The sequence below is a fragment of the Catellatospora sp. TT07R-123 genome, from assembly GCF_018327705.1.
GTDB lineage: Bacteria > Actinomycetota > Actinomycetes > Mycobacteriales > Micromonosporaceae > Catellatospora.
Map to the genome: position 1 here is coordinate 3,913,211 of NZ_BNEM01000002.1, position 20,202 is coordinate 3,933,412.

Annotated in this window: 20 protein-coding genes and 1 tRNA gene; 12 read left to right on the plus strand and 9 right to left on the minus strand. The window is 71.2% G+C overall.

Translation table 11 applies throughout. The features are described 5' to 3' along the window. Window positions 1-52: 52 nt before the first annotated feature. A complete protein-coding gene (locus tag Cs7R123_RS37240) occupies window positions 53-1,615 on the plus strand; it encodes an MFS transporter (RefSeq protein ID WP_212833644.1) in 1,563 nt (520 codons plus the stop codon). 92 nt (window positions 1,616-1,707) lie between these two features. Continuing rightward, window positions 1,708-2,595, plus strand: coding sequence for a siderophore-interacting protein (locus Cs7R123_RS37245; RefSeq protein WP_212833646.1), 888 nt, complete (start codon window positions 1,708-1,710; stop codon window positions 2,593-2,595). 456 nt (window positions 2,596-3,051) lie between these two features. On the opposite strand, the gene Cs7R123_RS37250 is transcribed toward Cs7R123_RS37245, so the two are convergent. Continuing rightward, on the minus strand, window positions 3,052-3,285 hold the full coding sequence (locus Cs7R123_RS37250) for a hypothetical protein (RefSeq protein ID WP_212835149.1): 234 nt from the start codon (window positions 3,283-3,285) through the stop codon (window positions 3,052-3,054). Window positions 3,286-3,457: 172 nt separating this feature from the next. On the opposite strand from Cs7R123_RS37250, the gene Cs7R123_RS37255 reads away from it, so the two are divergent. The 5 genes from Cs7R123_RS37255 to Cs7R123_RS37275 all read left to right on the plus strand — a co-directional run bounded on the left by Cs7R123_RS37255 (window position 3,458) and on the right by Cs7R123_RS37275 (window position 6,860). Beyond that, complete coding sequence (locus Cs7R123_RS37255) at window positions 3,458-4,240, plus strand: trimeric intracellular cation channel family protein (RefSeq protein WP_212833648.1); 783 nt, start codon at window positions 3,458-3,460, stop codon at window positions 4,238-4,240. A gap of 66 nt (window positions 4,241-4,306) precedes the next feature. Further along, complete coding sequence (locus Cs7R123_RS37260) at window positions 4,307-4,909, plus strand: hypothetical protein (RefSeq protein ID WP_212833650.1); 603 nt, start codon at window positions 4,307-4,309, stop codon at window positions 4,907-4,909. Continuing rightward, the gene (locus Cs7R123_RS37265; RefSeq protein ID WP_212833652.1) at window positions 4,906-5,772 is read left to right on the plus strand and encodes a hypothetical protein; all 867 of its coding nucleotides are present in this window, start codon (window positions 4,906-4,908) and stop codon (window positions 5,770-5,772) included. The genes Cs7R123_RS37260 and Cs7R123_RS37265 overlap by 4 nt, the downstream gene beginning before the upstream one ends. A 182-nt stretch (window positions 5,773-5,954) precedes the next feature. Further along, window positions 5,955-6,368, plus strand: coding sequence for a VOC family protein (locus Cs7R123_RS37270; RefSeq protein WP_212833654.1), 414 nt, complete (start codon window positions 5,955-5,957; stop codon window positions 6,366-6,368). 57 nt (window positions 6,369-6,425) lie between these two features. Beyond that, window positions 6,426-6,860, plus strand: a complete 435-nt coding sequence (locus Cs7R123_RS37275; protein WP_212833655.1) for a YdeI/OmpD-associated family protein — start codon at window positions 6,426-6,428, stop codon at window positions 6,858-6,860. Window positions 6,861-6,920: 60 nt separating this feature from the next. Here the strand turns inward: Cs7R123_RS37275 and Cs7R123_RS37280 are convergent. The 3 genes from Cs7R123_RS37280 to Cs7R123_RS37290 form a co-directional block, all read right to left on the minus strand. Then, window positions 6,921-6,994: transfer RNA gene (locus tag Cs7R123_RS37280), tRNA-Met, on the minus strand. A 95-nt stretch (window positions 6,995-7,089) separates the two neighbouring features. Beyond that, a complete protein-coding gene (locus Cs7R123_RS37285) occupies window positions 7,090-9,972 on the minus strand; it encodes a UPF0182 family protein (RefSeq protein WP_212833657.1) in 2,883 nt (960 codons plus the stop codon). 89 nt (window positions 9,973-10,061) lie between these two features. Then, entirely contained in the window at window positions 10,062-11,132 is a 1,071-nt protein-coding gene (locus Cs7R123_RS37290) for a PDZ domain-containing protein (protein WP_212833659.1), read from the minus strand. A 119-nt stretch (window positions 11,133-11,251) separates the two neighbouring features. Here Cs7R123_RS37290 and Cs7R123_RS37295 point away from each other — a divergent pair, with 119 nt between their 5' ends. Further along, the gene (locus Cs7R123_RS37295) at window positions 11,252-12,538 is read left to right on the plus strand and encodes a zinc-dependent metalloprotease (protein ID WP_212833661.1); all 1,287 of its coding nucleotides are present in this window, start codon (window positions 11,252-11,254) and stop codon (window positions 12,536-12,538) included. 121 nt (window positions 12,539-12,659) lie between these two features. Here the strand turns inward: Cs7R123_RS37295 and Cs7R123_RS37300 are convergent, their stop codons facing one another. Further along, complete coding sequence (locus Cs7R123_RS37300; protein WP_212833663.1) at window positions 12,660-13,175, minus strand: M48 family metallopeptidase; 516 nt, start codon at window positions 13,173-13,175, stop codon at window positions 12,660-12,662. A gap of 447 nt (window positions 13,176-13,622) precedes the next feature. Here Cs7R123_RS37300 and Cs7R123_RS37305 point away from each other — a divergent pair, with 447 nt between their 5' ends. The 3 genes from Cs7R123_RS37305 to Cs7R123_RS37315 all read left to right on the plus strand — a co-directional run bounded on the left by Cs7R123_RS37305 (window position 13,623) and on the right by Cs7R123_RS37315 (window position 16,342). Next, window positions 13,623-13,778, plus strand: a complete 156-nt coding sequence (locus Cs7R123_RS37305) for a DUF5679 domain-containing protein (RefSeq protein WP_212833665.1) — start codon at window positions 13,623-13,625, stop codon at window positions 13,776-13,778. Window positions 13,779-13,965: 187 nt separating this feature from the next. Further along, window positions 13,966-14,928 carry a hypothetical protein gene (locus Cs7R123_RS37310; protein WP_212833667.1) on the plus strand — a complete coding sequence of 321 codons (963 nt, stop codon included), beginning with the start codon at window positions 13,966-13,968 and terminating at the stop codon, window positions 14,926-14,928. 79 nt (window positions 14,929-15,007) lie between these two features. Beyond that, the gene (locus Cs7R123_RS37315) at window positions 15,008-16,342 is read left to right on the plus strand and encodes an AarF/ABC1/UbiB kinase family protein (protein ID WP_212833669.1); all 1,335 of its coding nucleotides are present in this window, start codon (window positions 15,008-15,010) and stop codon (window positions 16,340-16,342) included. Between the two features lie 92 nt (window positions 16,343-16,434). Here Cs7R123_RS37315 and Cs7R123_RS37320 read toward each other — a convergent pair whose 3' ends face one another. The 4 genes from Cs7R123_RS37320 to Cs7R123_RS37335 all read right to left on the minus strand — a co-directional run bounded on the left by Cs7R123_RS37320 (window position 16,435) and on the right by Cs7R123_RS37335 (window position 19,808). Further along, complete coding sequence (locus Cs7R123_RS37320; protein ID WP_212833670.1) at window positions 16,435-16,596, minus strand: hypothetical protein; 162 nt, start codon at window positions 16,594-16,596, stop codon at window positions 16,435-16,437. A 60-nt stretch (window positions 16,597-16,656) separates the two neighbouring features. After that, window positions 16,657-17,019 (minus strand): WhiB family transcriptional regulator, encoded by a 363-nt coding sequence (locus tag Cs7R123_RS37325; RefSeq protein WP_212833671.1) that lies wholly within the window; start codon window positions 17,017-17,019, stop codon window positions 16,657-16,659. A 134-nt stretch (window positions 17,020-17,153) separates the two neighbouring features. Beyond that, complete coding sequence (locus Cs7R123_RS37330) at window positions 17,154-17,495, minus strand: hypothetical protein (RefSeq protein ID WP_212833672.1); 342 nt, start codon at window positions 17,493-17,495, stop codon at window positions 17,154-17,156. 132 nt (window positions 17,496-17,627) lie between these two features. Continuing rightward, window positions 17,628-19,808 carry an ATP-dependent DNA helicase UvrD2 gene (locus tag Cs7R123_RS37335; protein WP_280517351.1) on the minus strand — a complete coding sequence of 727 codons (2,181 nt, stop codon included), beginning with the start codon at window positions 19,806-19,808 and terminating at the stop codon, window positions 17,628-17,630. Between the two features lie 82 nt (window positions 19,809-19,890). On the opposite strand from Cs7R123_RS37335, the gene Cs7R123_RS37340 reads away from it, so the two are divergent. Next, window positions 19,891-20,148 carry a mycoredoxin gene (locus Cs7R123_RS37340; RefSeq protein WP_212835011.1) on the plus strand — a complete coding sequence of 86 codons (258 nt, stop codon included), beginning with the start codon at window positions 19,891-19,893 and terminating at the stop codon, window positions 20,146-20,148. The last annotated feature ends 54 nt before the right edge of the window (window positions 20,149-20,202 follow it).

The following is a 20,202-nucleotide window of genomic DNA, read 5'->3' on the forward strand; positions in this document are numbered from 1 at the left end:
AGCGTATGGCATACACAGAAGCGCGTACTATGTACGCAGAAGGTGGTCTCCCATGAGTCCCCAGATCGCCCCGCTGGCGGGCCGGCGCGAGTGGATCGGCCTGACGGTGCTGCTGCTGCCGCTGCTGCTGGTCTCCATGGACGTGTCGGTGCTCTACTTCGCCGTCCCCTTCATCAGCCTCGACCTGCACCCCAGCGCCACCCAGCAGCTGTGGATCTTCGACATCTACGGCTTCGTGCTGGCCGGGCTGCTCATCACGATGGGCGCGCTCGGCGACCGGATCGGGCGGCGCAGGCTGCTGCTGATCGGCGCGTTCGCGTTCGCCGCCACCTCCACCGCCGCGGCGTACGCGCACACCGCCGGGGCGCTCATCGGGGCCCGCGCCCTGCTCGGCATCGGCGGCGCCACCCTGATGCCGTCCACGCTGGCCCTGGTGCGCAACATGTTCCAGCAGGAGAAGCAGCGGGCCACCGCGATCGCGATCTGGACCGCCGCGCTGACCTCGGGCATAGCGCTCGGGCCGATCCTGTCCGGCTTCCTGCTGGAGCGCTTCTGGTGGGGCTCGGTCTTCCTGATCAACGTGCCGTTCATGCTGCTGCTGGTCGTGCTCGCCCCGGCGCTGGTGCCCGAGTCGAAGCACGTCCAGGGCGGGCGGTTCGACCTGCCCGGCTCGGTGCTGTCGCTGGGCGCGGTGCTGCCGGTGATCTGGGGCGTCAAGGAACTGGCCGCCAACGGCGTGAGCGCCCGGCCGCTGGCCGCGATCGGGGTCGGGGTCCTGCTCGGCGCGGGGTTCGTGTGGCGCCAGCGCGCTGCGGCGTACCCGATGCTGGATCTGGCCCTGTTCCGGCGGCCCGCGTTCGGCGGCGCCATCGCGGTCAGCGTGATCGCCATGTTCGGCCTGGTCGGCTTCGCCATCTTCACCACCCAGTTCCTGCAGTCCGTGCTGGACATGACGCCGCTGAAGGCGGCGCTGTGGAGCCTGGCGCCGTCGCTGGTCGTGGGCGGTGCGGCGCCGGGAGCGGCGGCGCTGGCCCAGCGCGGGGTGCGCAAGGCCCACCTGGTGTGCGGCGGATTCCTGATCGCGCTGGTCGGGTTCGCCGCGTTGCAGCTGGTCAAGGCGACGTCCCCGCTGTGGCTGCTGCTGGTCTGCGCGATGCTGTACGCAGTGGGCCTGGTCGTGGTGATGTCCCTGGGCACCGAGATGATCGTCGGCGCGGTGCCGGTGGAGCAGGCGGGTGCGGCCTCGGCCGTGTCGGAGACCGGCACCGAGTTCGGCGGCGCGCTCGGCATGGCGCTGCTGGGCAGCCTCGGCGCGGCCGTCTACCGGCACGAGGTGCCGGTGCCCGCCGGGCTGGAGGATTCGGCCGGCACCATCCGGGAGACCCTGGCCGGGGCGGCGGCCGTCGCCCGCACCCTGCCCGGCCCGGCCGCGCACGACCTGCTGACCTCGGCGAAGGCCGCCTTCTCCACGGGGATGCACGCCGCCGCGTTCGGCGCGGTCGCGGTGATGGCGCTCGGTGCCGTGATCGCGCTGATCGCGCTGCGCCGGGTCCCGCAGGTCGCGGCCGACCCCGCCCCGGCGGCCGCACCGGCGGAACTCGACCTCGTGGCCTAGACACCGATGGATAGGCTAGCCTAACCTAAATCGCCGCCCCGCCGGTTGAGCCATCGGCGGGGCGGCATCGCACATCCCCGTGGAGGCCCGGCATGTCCGTCACCGAACCCTGGCGCTTCTTCACCGCCACCGTCGTACGGACCGCCGAGCTCAGCCCCTCGTTCCTGCGCCTGACGTTCACCGGCGCCGACCTGCACACCTTCGCCGACAACGGCTACGACCAGCGCATCAAGCTCGTCCTGCCGCTGCCCGGCCTCGGGCTGGCCGAACTGCCCACCGACGAGCACTGGTACACCGCGTGGCGGTCGCTGCCCGTCGAGCGGCGCAACCCGATCCGCACCTACACCGCCCGCGCCGTACGCCCCGAGCTGCGCGAGGTCGATGTGGACGTCGCCCTGCACGGCGACACCGGCCCCGCCTCCCGCTGGGCCCGTGCCGCCCGGCCCGGCGACGAGATCATGCTGCTCGGACCGAACGCCGCGTACCCCGGCGAGCACGGCGGCGTCGAGTTCCGGCCGCCCGCGCCCGGCACCCCGGTGCTGCTGGCCGGGGACGAGACCGCGGTGCCCGCCATCGCGGCGATCCTGGAGCGGCTGCCCGACGACACCGTCGGCGCCGCGATCCTGGAGGTGCCGGTCGCCGCCGACGAGCTCGGCCTCGTCGCCCCCGCCGGGGTGACGATCCAGTGGCTGGCCCGCGACGGCCGGGCCCACGGCACCCACCTGATCCCGGCGGTCCAGGCCGCGGCCGCGCGCCTGGTGCCGGGCGCGGGCGCCAGCGCGGAGATCGAGGACGTCGACGTCGACGCCGGGATCCTGTGGGAGGTGCCGGAGAACGCCGGGACCACCGCGTACGCCTGGCTGGCCGGGGAGGCGGCGATGATCCGTACCCTGCGCCGCCACCTGGTCACGGAGCTCGGCTTCGACCGCGCCTCGGTCGCCTTCATGGGCTACTGGCGCCACGGCCGCGCCGAAGCCTGACCCGTCCCCGCCCTCCCGAAACACCTCCGCCTCCCGGAACACCTCCGCCTCCCGCGCGCCCCGACGCGCCGCCAAGATCGCGGTTTCAGGTCAAACTGCGCAGTCCAGCGCCGTTATTCGACCGCAGGCAGCGATCTCTGACCGCGCCGGTCGCGGCGGATCGCGCCGAACGCGGCCGGGTCACGCCGAACGCGGCCGGGTCACGCCGAACGCGGCCGGGTCGCGGTGGTGGCGGCGGCGGTCGAAGATCGCCGTTTCCGGTCAAGGAGTGCAGTTCGAGCGCACCTTTTGACCGCAGGCAGCGATCTTCAGCAGTAGATCGTCGTTTCGGCGAGGAATCCGCTAGACATCTCCGCTTCCCGTAGGCTCCGCGCGCTCCAAGATCGCGGGTTTAGGTCGAACTGCGCAGTCCAGCGCTGCGGTTCGACCGCAGATAGCGATCTTCAACGGCTACGGTCAGCGGATCATGGTTTCGACACGTTCGAAGATGTCGGCGTCGGTCTCCTGCTGCCAGGGCGGCAGGAGGTCCCAATCCGCGACGTAGGCGGGTTTGGGGTCGGCGATGTGGCGGTAGATCTGGCCGATCCAGCACAGGGCCACGAATCGGCCCTTCTGCAGCGGACCGGCGATCGCCAGATCCGCGCCGTTGACCTCGGCGCGCAAGGGTCGGAGATCGCCGTTTCCGGTCAAGGAGGGCGGTTCTAGTGCATGTCTTGACCGCAGGCAGCGATCTTCAGCGGAGATCGGCGGAGATCGGCGGAGATCGGCGGGGTCGGCGCAGATTGGGCTGCGGGTGTGAGGTGGCTGGGGCGTGGTTGGTGATACTGCACTGGTTTGGGGGTTTCGCCGATACGCTGCGGATATGAGTGGGCTGGGGCATTCCATCCAGTTCGGCGGGTGGCAGTGGTTCGGCGATCAGACCCTGATCAACCTCATCGCCGCGTCGACCAACGCGCTGAACGGTGCCCTGCTGGCCCGGCGGCCCGACCACTTCCGGCAGTACACCGTGATCGGCGTGATCCTGATGGCGCTGCTGGGCGGCATCGGCGGCGGCGTCACCCGCGACGTGCTCATCAACCAGGTCCCGAGCGCGCTGACCAACCCGGCGTTCATCACCCTCAGCGTGATCTTCGGATACGTCGGCTACAAGGTCGCCTACGGCCCCGGGCAGCTGTTCCGCGAGGGCTTCTTCCAGCTCATGACCGCCTTCTCGCTGCCCTGGTATGCCGTGGCCGCCGCCGAGAAGTCGGCCGCCGCCGGTATCCCCGCGATCGGCATCCTGCTGCTGGCCGTCATCGGCCCGACCGCCGGGCGGTTCTACATCGACCTGTGCAGCGGCGTCCCGCCCAAGCAGTTCATCCGCAGCGAGTGGTTCGTCGGCACCGCACTGCTCACCGGCGTGGTGTGGATCGCCTGCGACACCGCCGGGCTGAGCACCTGGTGGTCGGCGTGGATCCCGGTGACGGCGGGGTTCTGCTTCCGGCTGGCCGCGCTGTTCTACGGCTGGGAGGAGCCGCTGGCGTCGGAGCCCGCGGGCATCGTCGTACACAAGCCGCATGTGCTGCTCGGCCGCAAGCTGCACGACAAGTCCGACCAGGAGCTGCACGACCTCGGGTTGCTGGTCGAGGACGCGCCCGCCCGCTGAGATCGCGCCCGGAGGGTTGACCGGTCGGCGGTCGGGTATCTCCGCCTCTGAAGGAGGTACCCCACCATGACATCGACACAGCTGGTCCTGCTGATCGCGGTAGTGGTCGTCCTCGTGCTGTGCGGGGTCGGCGCGTGGCTGGTCGCCCGCCGGGCGGCGCTGCGGCAGCGGTTCGGGCCCGAATACGACCGCGTACTGGCCGAGCAGGAGTCCCGCACCGCCGCCGAGCACGAGCTGCGCGAGCGCGAACGCCGCCACGCCGAGCTGGAGCTGCGCGAACTGAGCGACGACGAGCGCGCCGGGTTCGCCGCCCGGTGGCGCGAGGTGCAGCACCGCTTCGTCGACGAGCCCTCGGCGGCCGTCGCGGAGGCAGACGACCTGATCACCGAACTCGTGGCGGCCCGGGGCTACCCCACCGGGGACTACGACGAGCAGCTGGCCCAGCTGTCGGTGGACCACGCCGGGACGCTGGAGTCGTACCGGCACGCCCACGAGATCAGCGAGCGCGACCGCGCCGGGCAGGCGGACACCGAGGACCTGCGGGTCGCGATCGTCCACTACCGCAAGCTGGCCGCGCAGCTGCTGGGCGAGGAACCGGTGGCGCCCCTGACCGAGCGCGAGTCCCCCCGAACCGACGACGCCCCGCAGCCGAAAGAGGTGCACGCATGACCACGTACGACACGCACACGCGAACTGAGCTGGACAAGGACGAGGACATGCCGCGTGCCGAGGCGCCGCGCGGTTACGAGGGCAACCACGTGGCCGAGGGCGAGGTGGTCGACGTGGACGCACCGCAGCGCCCGGAGGCGCGCGGCGACGACGAGGCGATCGACCTGGAGGAGCGGGACGGCGTGTACGTGCCGTCCGACGCCGCCACCGGCGACGAGACCGAGGACGACGGGCTGGCCGACGAGGACCGGCCCGGCGAGTTCCGCCCGGAGACCGACGAGGCGGCCCCGCTGTCGGAGCACCTCGACGACGACGTGCCCGCCGACGGCGACCGGACCGACGCGGACCTGCGCGACGAGTCCGACCTGCGGACCGACGCCGACCTGCGGGATGAGACCGACCTGCGGGACGAGGTCGCGCGGCGGGACGAGACTGCGACGGCCGAGGAGGCCGCGACGGCTGAGGAGGCGCTGAGCGACGCCGAGGTGGCCGCGGCTGCTGCGGCGGCGGGCGCCGACGCGCCGACGCTGGACGCCGACCGCCCGGCGGTCGGGGTCGCGGCCGTGCCGACCGCGGAGGACCCGAGCCGGCCGCTGCCCGCCACGCTGTGGGCGGACGGGCAGACCGACCGGCTGCGGGACCGCTGGGAGGCGCTCCAGCTGCGGTTCGTGGACGACCCGGCCGCGATCACGGCCGAGCTGCGTGACCTCGTGGAGGAGGCGCTGCGCACGATGCAGGAGGAGCTGTCCCGACGCCACGACGAGCTGGCGTCGGTGGCGCAGGACGCGGGCACCGACACCGAGCAGCTGCGGCAGGCGGTGCAGCGCTACCGCGACTTCTACGACGCGCTGCTCGCACACTGACACCCCGGCCGAAAGCCATCGGGGCGCTCATCCAGCGGATGAGCGCCCCGATTCTTGTGCCTACCCGTAGGACGGGTCCGTGGTGGTCTCCGTGGTCGGCACGGATGCCCGCCGACCGCGGCCGGGAGAAGCTCTATTCGTAACCGATCAGCGCTCAGCCGCCCCACCACCAGGAGTAAGACATGAAGGCACACGTCAGCTCGATTCTTCTCGGCGTTCGGGACATGAACCGGGCCAAGCAGTTCTACACCGAAGGGCTCGGCTGGAAGGTCCAGAACGACTACGGCATCTCGGTGTTCTTCGAGTCCGACGGCGCCTCGCCTGTCGGCTTCTACAGCCGCGAGGGGCTGGCGGGCCAGGTGGGCACGAGCCCGGAGGGCAGCGGCTTCAGCGGGCTGGTGCTGACGTACGTCGTCCGCACCGAGGCCCGGGTCGACGAGATCATGGCGGAAGCGGAGAAGGCTGGTGCCACGATCCTCAAGCCCGCCGGCGCCCTGCCGTGGGGCGGATACGGCGGCACCTTCGCCGACCCGGACGGCTACGTCTGGAGCCTCGGCTACAGCGCCCAGGGCGAGGACCAGCCCTACGCGGAGTAGCCGGCAGCGGTGCCCAGGACGGCCGCCGCGATGCCGGCAGAGCAGGAGGATAAGACCATGAAGTTTCGGACCGTCGTCGAGCCGCCGGAGCCCATGCGAGGGCTGGAGGTCCCGCCCGAGGTCGTGTCGGCGCTCGGCGGGGGCGCACGCCCGGCGGTGACCATCACGGTCGGCGGGCATTCCTGGCAGAGCCGCGTCGCCATCATGCGGGGACGCCACCTGCTCGGCCTCAGCAACGCCAACCGGCTGGCCGCTGGTGTCGCGATCGGCGAGGAGGTCGAGGTCGAGGTCGAGCTGGACACCGAACCGCGTGTCGTCGCCGAGCCTGCCGACTTCGCCAAGGCGCTGGACGACGACCCGGTCGCCCGCGCCGCGTACGACAAGCTGGCGTACAGCCACAAGCGCGAGCACGTCCACGCCATCGAGAGCGCGAAGAAGCCCGAGACGCGCCAGCGGCGCATCGAGAAGGCCATCGCCACCCTGCGGGGCTGACCCGCCAACGATCAAGGGCGCTCACCCGGTGATCCGGATGAGCGCCCTCGAACTTCTTTGTAGCGGGGACAGGATTTGAACCTGCGACCTCTGGGTTATGAGCCCAGCGAGCTACCGAGCTGCTCCACCCCGCGTCGGCTCCTTAACACTAGCCTGTTGATCGCCGGGGCTGCAAATCGGTGCCGGGGTGTTCCGGGACATATGTTCCGGATCACCCCGTACGCGCTGGTCAGCCCGTTGTTGGCGTGGGACTCGGGGCGGGCGTCGGCGTGGCGCTGGGCGGGTTCGCGGCGGCGTTGGCCGCCTCGAACTCCTTGATCGCCGCGTCCAGGGCGGCCAGCGCCTTGCCGTACGCCTCGAAGTCGCCCTTCTGCTGCGCCGCCCGCAGGTCGTCGATGGCCTTGTCGACCTTCGCCGCCGCGGTGGCCAGCGGGGTGCCCGTGACCGGTGGCGGCTGCTCCGGCGTGACCACGGGCGGCGTGTTGGTCGTGGTGCCCACGAGCTGCTTGATGCCGTCGGCGAGGGTGTCCGCGAAGGCCACCTTGTCGCCGTAGTTGAGCAGCACCTTCTTCAGCAGCGGGTACGCCTTCTCGCCGTTGGAGCGCAGGTAGATCGGCTCGACGTAGAGCATGCCGCCGCCGAACGGCAGGGACAGCAGGTTGCCCTTGACCACGTTCGCGCCCCAGATGTTGAGCTGCTGGCGCACCGCGCCGTCGTTCTCCATCTGCTGCTGGGCCTGGCCCGGGCCTGGAATCCGGCCGTCCTTGTTCAGCTCCAGCACCTCCAGCACCGGCTTGCCGTCGACGTACGACCCGGAGATCAGCGCGGCGAGGTTCTGCCGGGCCGCCGGGGTCACCGCCGAGGTGAGCTGGAACCGGGGCTCGGTCTGACCGGGCAGCTGCGTGAGCAGGTAGTACGGCGGCTGCTTGGCGTCGCCGTGACCGGCCGGGTCGTTGGGCACGGCCCAGAAGTCGGGGGCGTTGAAGAAGTCGTTGGCGTTGTTGACGTGGAACCGGGTGAGCAGGTCGCGCTGCACCTTGAACATGTCCGCCGGGTAGCGGAAGTGCGCCGCCAGCTCCGCCGGGATCTTGTCCTTCGGGGTGATCAGCTTGCCGCCGAACGCGTTGTTCCAGGCCTGGAGGACCGGGTCCTTATCGTCGAACTGGTACAGGGTGACCTTGCCGTCGTACGCGTCGACGGTGGCCTTGACCGAGTTGCGGATGTAGTTGATCTCCTGCTTGGCCAGCCGGAACGTGCCGTCGCCGGTCAGCGAGTCGCTGGTGGCGTCCTGCAGGTCGATGCGCTGCGCGTACGGGTAGTTCGCGCTGGTGGTGTAGCCGTCGACGATCCACACGATGCGGCCGTTCACCGCCGCCGGGTACGGGTCGCCGTCCAGGGTCAGGAACGGGGCCACCTTCTGCACCCGGTCGCGCGGGTCGCGCTCGTACAGGATCTTCGAGTTCGCGTTGACCGCGTCGGCCAGCAGGAACTTCGACTCGGCGTACTTGATCGAGTAGAGCAGCCGGCGCCAGGTCGAGCCGATGGAGACGCCGCCGTTGCCCGTGTACGTGTACCGGGCGTCGCTGGTGTCGCCGGTCGGGCGGTCGTACTCGGCGCTCGTGCCGCCGTCGGTCTTGCCGACCACGGCGTAGTCGCTCATCCGCTCGCCGTAGTAGATGCGCGGCTGGTCGACCGGCAGCTTGTCGGTGGTCGAGGAGCAGCCCTGCTCGCTGGCCTGCTGCTGCTGCCCGCTGAAGAAGCCGGAGACGAAGAACGGCTGCCCGTTGCAGACCGTGGTGTTCGCCGGGGCCGCCACCAGGCCGTAGCCGTGGGTGAAGACCGTGTGGCGGTTGATCCAGTTGTTCTGGGCCGCCGACAGCTTGCTGTACTCGATCTCACGTACGCCGACCACGTAGTCGGCGAGCTTGCCGTCGACGATGTAGCGGTCGATGTCGAGCTTGTCGCCGAACTGGTAGAAGCTGCGCACCTGCGACAGCTGCGTGTACGTCTCCGAGACCACCGCCGGGTCGAGCAGGCGGATGTTCGGCACGATCGTCTTGTCCTGCGCCAGGGTGGTCGGCGGCACCAGCGTCTCCGACGAGTACGGCGTGCTCGCCACCGTGTCCAGCCCGTACGCGGTCCGGGTCGAGGCGATGGCCCGCTCGATGTACGGCGCCTCCCGGCTGTTGCGGCTCGGGTCCACCTGGAACGTCTGCACGCCCCACGGGTAGATGCCACCGATCGCCACCGCCGAGATGGCCAGCAGGCCCAGCGCCACACCCGGCCAGGTCAGGTTGCGCAGCCACGCGTTCGAGAAGATGAGGATCGCGATCGCCACGATCACGGAGATGTAGGTCAGCATCTCCTTGGCGGGCAGCAGCGCGTGCACGTCGGTGTAGCCGGCGCCGGTGAGGCCGGTGCCCGTGATGGTGTCCAGCAGCAGCGCCCGGCGGTCCAGCACGTACGCGATCGCCTTGAGGACCACGAACAGCGCCACCAGGCTGGTGAGGTGGGCGCGCGCGCCCGTGGTCATCCGGTCGCCCGGCCCGGCCAGGCGCACCCCGCCGTAGAGGTAGTGCACGCCCATCGCGCCGAGCAGCGCCAGCACCGTGACCGTGAAGCCGGTGTTCAGCAGGTACTGCCAGAACGGCAGCTTGAAGACGTAGAACCCGATGTCGGTGCCGAACTGCGGGTCCTTCTGCCCGAACGGCACCGCGTTCTCGAACAGCAGCCACTGCTGCCAGTGGCCCTGCGCGGCCAGGCCGCCGAAGAACGCGATCGCCGCCGACAGCAGCGCGAACCACCGGTTGAGGTGCGGCCCGAGCAGATACCGGTAGCGCTCCAGCGTCTGCTGCTCCACCCCGGTCGGGGGCAGGAACGGCCGCAGCCGGTACGCCAGGTACAGGTTGCCGAACAGGAACGCCCCGATGATCAGGCCGACGACCGCGAACAGGCCGATCCGGGTGCCGAGCTGCCCGGTGAACACCCTGGTCGCGCCGAGTTCGTCGAACCACAGCCACTCGGTCCAGGCGTCCACCACCCATCCGATCAGGGCGAAGAACACCAGCAGGCCGGTCAGCACGATGAGCCAGGCGCGGCCGCGGCGGCTCATGTGCGGCAGTTGACTTGATCGGGTCACCACGTAGGAAGCCTACGTGGCCGCGCAAGAACCACGTGACCTGCGTCGCAGGGCCGACGGTGTCAGCAGGTCGGCGGCTGGCCGCCCGCCCGCAGCGTGGCCAGCGCGTTCAGCGCGTCGTCCAGGGTCGCCACCTTGACCAGCGGCAGGCCGGGCAGGGCGTTGGCCTTCGCTTCGGCGCAGTTGTCGGCCGGGGTGAGGAAGACGACGGCCCCGGCGGCCTGGGCACCGTACAGCTTCTGCGGCACGCCGCCGATCGGGCCGACCTTGCCGTCGTCGTCGATGGTGCCCGTACCGGCGATGATCTTGCCGCCGGTGAGGTCCTCCGGGGTCAGTTTGTCCATGATGCCCAGCGCGAACATCAGGCCGGCGCTCGGGCCGCCGATGTCGTCGAGCTTGATGGTCAGGTCGAACGGGTGCGGCTGCACCGTGGTGACCTCGATGTTGATGCGCGGGGTCTTGTCGGTGTCCGACGCGGGCCGGGTGGTCACCTCGACCGTCTCGGCCTTGCCGTCACGGGTGACCTCGAACTTCAGCACGGTCCCGGCGGGCTTGGCCTTGACCAGCTCGATCAGCTGCGACGGCGACTCGATCTTGGTGCCGTCGACGGCGTCGATCACGTCGTCCTTCTTCAGCAGACCGTCGGCGGCGCCACCCGCGGTGACCCCGCCCACGCCGACACGCACCGGGTAGCCCAGCTTGCGCAGCGCGGCGGTCTCCGCACTGCTCTGCGAGTTCTTGAACTCTTCCTGGTTCTGCTGCTCGACCTGGTCCTTGGTGCGGTCCGGCGGATAGACGAACTCGTACGGGATGACCGCCTGCTCGTCGGAGAACCAGCCCTTGATCACGTCGAGCACGTTCACGCTGGACTGCACGTTGACGGTGACCAGCCGCAGCTGCCCCTTCGACGCCGAGGCGTCGGTCTTGGCGATCTGGATCACGTTCTGGCAGCTCTTGGGCGCGTCCTTGGCGCCAACGGTGCACGCGCGCCCCTTGTCGTCCACGGCTGACAGGGTGTTCACGGTGGGACCGGCGCTCATCACCACGTAGGGCACCCGGGCCAGGTTGATCCCGGCCACCAGCAGCACGGCGAGCACGAAGCCCGCCAGTACGGTCACACCGCGACGTTTCATGCGGGCCAGCGTAGCCGCCGCCGCCGGGTTCCCGGCTCCTAGAGCCGCCGACCCTGAATTGTCCCCGATCAGCCCGGGGTATGAGTCACTTCGGCTCAACTTCGCGTACGGTGGAGGGCGTGCCTGACACCCCATTCGGGTTCGCCTTCCCCGGCGGCCAACCACCAGACCCCAACGACCCGCAGCAGATGCAGCAGTTCCTGGCGGGTCTGCAGCAGCTCATGGCCATGAGCCAGCCCGGCGGAGGCCCGGTGAACTGGGACCTCGCCCGGCAGGTCGCCACCACCGCACTGAACACCGAGGGCGACCCGGCGGTGTCGGCCGCCGACCGCGCCGAGGTCGGGGAGGCACTGCGGCTGGCGGACCTGTGGCTCGAACCGGTCACCTCGCTGCCCAGCGGCCTGGTGAGCACCGCGGCCTGGAACCGCAACGAGTGGATCTTCAACACGCTGGACGTCTGGCGCAAGCTCGCCGACCCGGTGGCCGGGCGGATGGTCGCCGCCATGAGCGACCTGGTCCCGCCGGAGCGCCGCGCCCAGCTCGGCCCGATGGCCGCGATGATCAACGGCCTGGGCGGCGCGCTGTTCGGCGGCCAGTTCGGGCAGGCACTCGCCAAGCTCGCCACCGAGGTGCTGTCGGCCGGCGACATCGGCCTGCCGCTGGGCCCCGCCGGCACGGCCGCACTCGTCCCGGCCAACATCCGGGCGTACGGCGAGGGCCTGGAACTCGACGCCGGTGAGCTGCGCCTGTTCGTCGCCCTGCGCGAGGCCGCCCACCAGCGGCTGTTCGGCCACGTCCCGTGGCTGCGCGGGCACGTGCTCAGCGCCGTCGAGGCGTACGCCAACGGCATCAAGGTGGACCGGGAGGCGATCGAGGAGGCCCTGGGCCGCATCGACCCGGCCGACCCCGAGTCCATGAGCGAGCTGCGCCTGGAGGGCATCTTCACGCCCGAGGACAGCGAGCAGCAGCGGGCCGCGCTCAACCGGCTGGAGACGACGCTGGCCCTGGTCGAGGGCTGGGTGTGCCACACCGTGGAGGCCGCGGCCGCCGGGCGCCTGCCCAACGTGGTCCGGCTGTCCGAGACGTTCCGGCGCCGCCGCGCCGCGGGCGGACCGGCCGAGCAGACGTTCGCGGCGCTGGTCGGGCTCGAACTGCGGCCGCGCCGCCTGCGCGAGGCCGCGGCCCTGTGGACGGCGCTGACCGAGCACCGCGGCGTCGACGGGCGCGACGCGCTCTGGGCCCACCCCGACCTGCTCCCGGACGACGAGGCGTTCGCCGACCCGGTCGCGTACGCGACCCACGCCGAGACCGACTGGGACATCAGCGCCCTGGAGAACCTGGCCCCCAACCCGGAGCCCGGCCCGGCCGACGACAACCCGGACCAGAACCCCGACGGCCCCCACTGACCCAAGATCACCCAGGTTGCCGGGCGATCGTGCGTATCTTGAAGGTGAATACGCCCGATTGCCCGGCAACTTTTCCGATCTTGGTGTGCGCGCGGCGCGGGCGGCGTGGGCGGGCGGCCCGTCAGTGGCCGGAGGCGGCGATGCCTTCGAGGTAGCCGCGGGCGCGCTCGGTGCGCGGGTAGCGGCCGACCAGCTCCCAGAAGCGGGCGTTGTGGCTGGGCACGATCAGGTGCACCAGCTCGTGCAGCAGCACGTAGTCGCCGACCCAGCCGGGCATCTCGCGCACGCGCTCCGACAGCCGGATGGTGCGGTCGGCCGGGGTGCAGGAGCCCCATCGCCCGTTCTGGTTGCTCACCCAGCGGACGCTGGCGGGCATCGCGATCGCCCCGAACTCGGTCAGGTAGCGTCCAGCGAGCTGCCGCGCCCGCATCTCCAGGTCGGCGTCGCTGCGCTGGCTGCGCAGATCACGAGCGGCCAGCCGGGCGAGCATCTTGTTGACCCACTCGCTCTCCTCGGCGCGGGAGAACTGGCTCGGAATGAGCACCACCACCCGCTCGCCCTCCCGGTAGGCGGACACCGTCCGACGCCGACGCTCGCTGCGCCGGACCTCGACCACGGGCTTGCGTGCGGCGGCCATCAGCGACCGGCACGGGCCAGGCGGTTTGCGGGGGTAACCAGGGGGGTGTTGCTCACGGCAAGGACGCTAGCGGCCGCCTCCCAGGGTTCCGCAAGGGTCAATCTTGTGATCATCGCCAGATTTGCGGGGATAGGTGCTCTTCGCCAAGAAAATTCTTGGCGAAGAGCATGATCGCCTAGGTTGTCATAAGGGACATTGCTCAATACGCAGGCGACTTCCAGAGAATGCCTCATCTTCGACAAGCGTGATGACTCCGGCGTGTCTCGCGTAACCTGACTAGTCAGATCGATCCGGACAGGCAGACTTCGACCGTCACAGCACGGGCGCCCCGGCGGTGGCGCCAGGCGATCCGTCGCTAGTGGCTCATCTCGGCCGTCCGCCCTGACCCGGCGGTCGGTTGTCAGCTCCCCACCAGCGCCCGTCATTGTCGATCATGGAGGAGGAATCGTGTCCGAGGAGAAGTACAACGGCTACTGCGTGAAGTGCAAGGAGAAGCGGGATTTCACCGGGAAGGTGGAGATCTCCAAGACCGGCATGCGGATGGCCAAGGGTCCCTGCCCCGTCTGCGGCACCACGGTGAACCGCATTCTCGGCAAGGCCTGAGCCCGCCGACCGTCCGACACGCAGCACAGGAGGCCCGCGAGGTTACGCGGGCCTTCTGTCGTACACCCGACAAATCTCTCAAAGATCTGTGGATAACTACGGCCGAGGCTGTGGAAAACGCCTTGATCAACGGGGATGGGCTGTGGATAACCCGGTGGACAGCCGCGCGGCACCGCAGGCTCACCCCGTGGAACGTCATCCGATGCCGCGCCCGACGCTGCTACCCGGCCTGCGCCTGCTCTGGCGCAACCGGCACACCGTGCAGCTGGGCACCGACCCCGGCCAGGCGGTCGTGCTGGAACTGCCGCACCCCGCCGCCGCCCGCCTGTTCGAACTGCTCGACGGCGCCCGCACCGAGCGGGCGGTGCTGGCCGAGATGGGCCGCATCGGCATGGCCGCGGCGCAGGTGCACGAGATCCTGGGCGCGCTGGTAGAGGCCGGGCTGGTCGTGCCCGCCGACGCGCTGCTGCCCGCCGCCCTGCCCCCGGACCGGCGCGACGAGCTGCGCGACGAGGCCACCGCGCTGGCGCTGCGCCAGGCGGGGCAGCACGGCGCCCGCCCGGCGCGGACGCTGCGCCGCCGGGGCGCCGCCCGGATCGTGGTGGCGGGCACCGGCCCGCTGGCCGACCTGCTCGGCCAGACGCTGCAGGCCGCCGGGGTCGGCACCGTCGCCTGGGTGCGCACTCCCGGCGGCACCGCCCGGGTCTCCGGCGCCGCCCGGCACCCGATGCGCGCCACCGACGCCACGTTCCGGGTGCAGGTCGGTCCCGCCGTGACGGGCCGGGGCACCCGCCGCCGCGTGCCGCACCTGGCCCTGGGCGTGCGTGACGGCACCGCCGTGGTGGGCCCGCTGGTGCCCGCCACCGGCGGCCCCTGCCTGCACTGCCTGGAGCTGCACCGGGCCGACCGCGACCCGTGCTGGCCCGACCTGGCCGCGCAGCTGGTGCAGGCGGTGCCGGAACGCGATCCGTGCGCGGCGGCCACCCGGGTCACCGCGGCCGGGTTCGCCGCCGCGGAGGTCCTGGCCTACCTCGACGGCGCCGAACCGACCACGATCGGCACCACCGTGGAGATCAACGGGGTGGCGCCGTGGCGACGGCGCTCGTGGGCACCGCACCCTGCCTGCGACTGCACCCGGCGGCGCAGATGATCAGCAGCGGCGGGGGGCCCTTCACGAAGTCTTCACCGCGCAACGACCCATCCGGCCCGAGGTCGGCGACAATGGCACGGTGACCGACATTCCGCGCCGAGCCGTCTCCCGGACCGCCAAACTCGCGTCCCTGCCGCTCGGCTTCGCCGGGCGGACCGTGCTCGGCTTCGGCAAGCGGATGACCGGCCTCGCCTCCGACGTGATCAGCGCCGAGATCCAGGAGCGCACCGCCGAGCAGCTGTTCAGCGTGCTCGGGCAGCTCAAGGGCGGGGCGATGAAGCTCGGCCAGGCGCTGAGCGTCTTCGAGGCCGCGCTGCCGGACGCGCTGGCGGAGCCGTACCGCGAGGCGCTGGTGAAGTTGCAGGAGGCGGCCCCGCCGCTGCCCGCCGCGACCGTGCACAAGGTGCTGGCCGAGCAGCTGGGGCCGGACTGGCGCACCATGTTCCGCGAGTTCGACGACTCCCCCGCTGCGGCGGCCAGCATCGGGCAGGTGCACCGGGCCGAGTGGAAGGTGCCCCGCAAGCGCACCGGCCTGCCGGTCGCGGTGAAGGTGCAGTATCCGGGCGCCGGCGAGGCACTGATCGCGGACCTGACCCAGCTGTCGCGGCTGGCCGGGCTGTTCAAGGTGATCCAGCCCGGACTGGACGTCAAGCCGCTCGTCGCCGAGCTGCGCGAGCGGGTCGTGGAGGAGCTGGACTACGAGCTGGAGGCGGAGAGCCAGCGCGCCTTCCACGCCGCGTACGCCGGGGATGAGGAGATCCTCGTGCCGCAGGTGCTGGCTGCGGCGCCGCAGGTCATCGTGACCGAGTGGGTCGAGGGCATCCCGCTGTCGAAGATCATCGGCAGTGGCACTGTGGCCCAGCGGGACCGGGCCGGTGCGCTCATGGCCACGCTGCACTTCTCTGCCCCGGCACGCGCCGGGCTACTGCACGCCGACCCGCATCCGGGCAACTACCGGCTGCTGCCCGACGGACGGCTCGCGGTGATCGACTTCGGCGCGGTGGCACGGCTGCCCCAGGGGCTGCCCGAGCCCGTCGGCCGGATCACCCGGCTCGCGCTGGCCGGGCAGTCCGACGCGGTGCTGGCCGGGCTGCGGGCCGAGGGGTTCGTGCGGCCCGACACCCAGGTGGACGCGCAGGCCCTGCTGGATTTCGTCCGGCCGATGCTGGAGCCGCTGGCCGTCGAGGAGTTCCGCTTCACCCGGCAGTGGCTGCGCGACGAGGCGGCCCGCCTGGCCAACCCGCGCGGTCCCGCGTACCAGCTGGGGCGCCAGCTCAACCTGCCGCCGTCGTACCTGATGATCCACCGGGTGACGCTGGGATCGATCGGGGTGCTCTGCCAGCTCGAAGCCAAGGCGGGCTACCGCGAGATCCTCCAGCGCTGGCTGCCCGGCTTCGCCGAACCGGAGCACTGACCGGGCCGTACGGAATGCCGTACGAAATAAGGATGCCCGCCGCTGGGGAAGCGGCGGGCATCCGATGGTGTACACGCGTCAGGCGGTCATTCTCAGCGCATCGAGAACTCTCGGGCGCGCCGCTGAGCGGCGATGATGACCTGTCGAGCGGAACGGGAAGCCTCAGAGGGGATGGTCTGAGGCTTCGGCATTCGAGCCCGGCTCATGATTTCGTGGATCATATACATGTCGGTGACTCCGATTTTCTCGTTCATTTCTTCTTCCATTCGGGAACTTGCTAGCCGGCAGGCGGCTGGTGTGGATGGTGGCAGAGCTCAGGCGGCCAGTCGGACCGACTCGCGCGCGGTGACCGTCGCGGCGACCCGCGCCTCGGTCTCGGCCACGAGGGCCGCCTCGCGGGCGAGGTCGTCCTTGCGCGGACGGCCACGCGGACGCTTGCGCGCCACGACGGCACCCCGCTCGAAGATCTCACCGCCCCATACGCCCCACGGCTCCTCGCGCTCCAGCGCCCCGGCGAGGCACTCGACCTTGAGGGGGCACTCGCCACACATCGACTTGGCGAGCTCGAGCTCCGCGGGAGCGTCGGAGAACCACAGGTCCGGGTCGAACTTGCGGCAGGGCAGCTCTGCACCCAGCTCGACGCTGAAGTCGAGGACTGGGGCCAACGCCAGACTCATCTTTCGGTCACCTTTCCTTCGTTTGCAGTTGCGGTGGCTGCAAATCGGGGGCCCGGTCTGTTGACCGGAAATAACTAAGGCCGCGGATCCCGGTGTACGGGTTCCGCGGCCTCGAGGTGAGCCGGTTCGGTCTGCTAGACCGGTATACCTCGAGGTGGAACGCCGCCGAATCCATCGAGCTTGACGCCCTCGGACTCGTTCTTCCGGTAACCCTTGGTGGTGCTGTTGCTGCTGGTGATGCTCGTGTTGCTCATCAGGACCGGGGCACCCGCCGCAGCGGTGGCCAGGATCGGGTTCCTCGGGGTCCAGTGCAGCTGTCGCTGGGCGATCAGCTGGGCCGCCAGCGGGCTGGCGACTGCCGGGACTGAGGCCACCAGGGCACGGTCCACGGGCAGGACGGGGTTCACGGGCAACGCGAACGTCGGCGCGCAGGCAGAAGCGAACACCGACAGGGTGATCGTGTTGGTCATCTCCATGGGACTCGCCTCCTCTCCGAACGTGCCCTAGTCGCTACAGAACGTGAATCACACTCTCCGAGCAGCACAGATGTGCGCTCTTTGAGGTGTGACCGAAGGCTATGCCCCCGGGGCGGGGGCGCGCAAACGGTTTTACGGCTCTGTTGCCAAATCTTTTTGAAGATCTTCTGAATCGGGTTGATCGGGCATCAGATCTGCCACTGCCATGCCATTGAGCAGGGCCAGTACAGCGTCGCCGTACTGCGCCAACTTGCGCGGGCCGATGCCCGCGATCTCCACCAGACCCGATGTGTCAGATGGACGACGCTCGGCCAGTGCGGTCAGCGTCGCGTCGGTGAACACGACGTACGCGGGCACCCGCGCCACCGCCGCCACCCGGCCGCGCCAGTCGCGCAGCCGCTCCAGCAGCGCCTCGTCCAGCGTCGACGGGCAGGTCATGCAGCGGCCGAGCTTGCGCTCCGGGCCGGTCAGCAGGCTCGCCCCGCACACCCGGCAGGTCACGATCACGGTGCGCACCCGCCGCTCGGCCGGGGCACCCGGCACCGCCGCCGCGCGCCGCGCCGACGGCACCGCCCCGCCGTCGGCCGGACCGGGCAGGAAGCGGCAGGCCCGGCGGGCGCGGCCACCCGGCGAGCGGGCCTCGCCGTAGCTCAGCCACAGCCACTGCCGTGCCCGGGTGATCCCGACGTACAGCAGGCGCCGCTCCTCCTCCAGCGCCTCCGGCGTGCGGGCGTACCCGGTGGGCAGGGTGCCCTCGACCAGGCCGACGAGGAACACCGCGTCCCACTCCAGGCCCTTGGCCGCGTGCAGGCTGGCCAGCGTCACCCCGTCGACCGTGGGCGCGTGCTGCGCGTGCTCCCGGCGCGCCAGCTCCTCGGTGAACGCGACGAGTCCGCTCTGGGCGTCCGGCTCGGGGCGGAACTCGGTCGCCAGGCGCACCAGCGCCGCCAGCGACTCCCAGCGCTCACGCGCCGCGCCTCCGGCGGGCGGCCGGTCCGGCTGCCAGCCCAGCCCGGTCAGCACCGCGCCGACCGTGCCGACCAGGTCGCCGCCGGCGTCGGAGCGGGTCGCCCCGCGCAGCGCCACCATCGCCTGGCGGATCTCGGGGCGCTCGAAGAAGCGCTCGCCGCCGCGCAGCACGTACGGCACGCCGTGCTCGGCCAGCGCCTGCTCGTACGTCTCCGACTGGGCGTTGGCGCGGAACAGCACCGCGATCTCGGCCGCGGGCGTGCCCGCCGCGATCAGCTCGGCGCACCGGCGCGCCACCGCGATCGCCTCGTTCGCCTCGTCGGGGAACGTGCGCAGGTCCGGCTGCGGGCCGGGCGGGCGCTGGCCGATCAGGTCCAGCCGCAGCCGCGCCTCACTGCCCTTCGCCTGCCGGATCACGGCGTTGGCCAGGCCCACCACCTGCGGGGTGGACCGGTAGTCGCGCACCAGCCGCACCACGGTCGCGTCGCGGTGCGAGCGCGCGAAATCCACCAGGTACGACGAGGTCGCGCCGGTGAACGAGTAGATCGTCTGCGCGGCGTCGCCGACCACGGTCAGGTCCCGGCGGCCGCCCAGCCACGCCTCCAGCAACCGTTGCTGCAACGGGTTGACGTCCTGGTACTCGTCGACGACGAAGTGGCGGTACTGCGCGCGCACCTGCTCGGCGACGTCGGAGTGCTCCTCGATGCCCCAGCACATCGCGCGCAGCAGGTCCTCGAAGTCGATCACGCCCTGCTGGCGCTTGACCTGCTCGTACGCCTTGAACACCGCCTCGACCTGGGCGACCTCCAGCGGCACCTCGCGCCCGGCCTTCGCCGCCTCGACGGCGTACTCCCCCGGCTCCACCAGGGACGACTTGGCCCACTCGATCTCGCCGGCCAGGTCGCGGGCGGCGACGCGGTCGGCCCGCACCCCGGCGCGGCCCGCCGCCAGCGTGATCAGCCGGGCCTTGCTCTCCACCAGCTCCGGCATCTCGCGGCCGCGCAGCAGCCGGGGCGCGAAGAAGCGGAGCTGGCGCAGCGCGGCGGCGTGGAAGGTGCGCGCCTGCACCCCGCGCGCGTCCAGCGCGGCCAGGCGCTCGCGCAGCTGCGCGGCGGCCCGCGCGGTGAACGTGACCGCCAGCACATGCCGCGCCTGGACCTGCTCGGTCACCACCCGGTACGCGATCCGGTGCGTGATCGCGCGCGTCTTGCCGGTGCCCGCACCAGCCAGAATGCACACTGGACCGGCCGGGGCGACCACGGCGGCGCGCTGCTCGTCGTCCAGCCCCGCCAGCACCCGCTTCGCCCGGACCGGGGCGCTGTCGGCGGCGAGGTCTTTGGTCACACCCGGAATCATCCCAGGTCCTGTGGATGTTGTTGCGGCTAGAGTCCCTGCGGAGGCCATCTCCCCCGAACCGAGGATGACCATGCTGACCATGTACTCGACCACCTGGTGTGGTTACTGCCACCGGCTGCGCACCCAGCTCGACCGCGAGGGCATCGCCTACACGGTGATCGACATCGAGCAGGACCCGAACGCCGCCGAGTACGTCATGAGCGTCAACGGCGGCAACCAGACGGTCCCGACGGTCAAGTTCAGCGACGGATCCGCCCTGACCAACCCGAGCATCATCCAGGTCAAGGACCGCCTCGCCACCCTGGCGCCGGCCGCCGACCCGGCCTGACCGCCGACCCGCCCCGCCGACCTCACTGCGGCGAGCGCGCCCCCACTCCCGTTC

Bases quoted from the DNA above. Each gene is read 5' to 3' on its own strand.
- Cs7R123_RS37240 (WP_212833644.1), top strand. From the start codon at position 53: ATGAGTCCCCAGATCGCCCCGCTGGCGGGCCGGCGCGAGTGGATCGGC.
- Cs7R123_RS37245 (WP_212833646.1), top strand. From the start codon at position 1,708: ATGTCCGTCACCGAACCCTGGCGCTTCTTCACCGCCACCGTCGTACGG.
- Cs7R123_RS37255 (WP_212833648.1), top strand. From the start codon at position 3,458: ATGAGTGGGCTGGGGCATTCCATCCAGTTCGGCGGGTGGCAGTGGTTC.
- Cs7R123_RS37260 (WP_212833650.1), top strand. From the start codon at position 4,307: ATGACATCGACACAGCTGGTCCTGCTGATCGCGGTAGTGGTCGTCCTC.
- Cs7R123_RS37265 (WP_212833652.1), top strand. From the start codon at position 4,906: ATGACCACGTACGACACGCACACGCGAACTGAGCTGGACAAGGACGAG.
- Cs7R123_RS37270 (WP_212833654.1), top strand. From the start codon at position 5,955: ATGAAGGCACACGTCAGCTCGATTCTTCTCGGCGTTCGGGACATGAAC.
- Cs7R123_RS37275 (WP_212833655.1), top strand. From the start codon at position 6,426: ATGAAGTTTCGGACCGTCGTCGAGCCGCCGGAGCCCATGCGAGGGCTG.
- Cs7R123_RS37285 (WP_212833657.1), bottom strand. From the start codon at position 9,972: ATGAGCCGCCGCGGCCGCGCCTGGCTCATCGTGCTGACCGGCCTGCTG.
- Cs7R123_RS37290 (WP_212833659.1), bottom strand. From the start codon at position 11,132: ATGAAACGTCGCGGTGTGACCGTACTGGCGGGCTTCGTGCTCGCCGTG.
- Cs7R123_RS37300 (WP_212833663.1), bottom strand. From the start codon at position 13,175: ATGGCCGCCGCACGCAAGCCCGTGGTCGAGGTCCGGCGCAGCGAGCGT.
- Cs7R123_RS37320 (WP_212833670.1), bottom strand. From the start codon at position 16,596: ATGAACGAGAAAATCGGAGTCACCGACATGTATATGATCCACGAAATC.
- Cs7R123_RS37325 (WP_212833671.1), bottom strand. From the start codon at position 17,019: ATGAGTCTGGCGTTGGCCCCAGTCCTCGACTTCAGCGTCGAGCTGGGT.
- Cs7R123_RS37330 (WP_212833672.1), bottom strand. From the start codon at position 17,495: ATGGAGATGACCAACACGATCACCCTGTCGGTGTTCGCTTCTGCCTGC.
- Cs7R123_RS37340 (WP_212835011.1), top strand. From the start codon at position 19,891: ATGCTGACCATGTACTCGACCACCTGGTGTGGTTACTGCCACCGGCTG.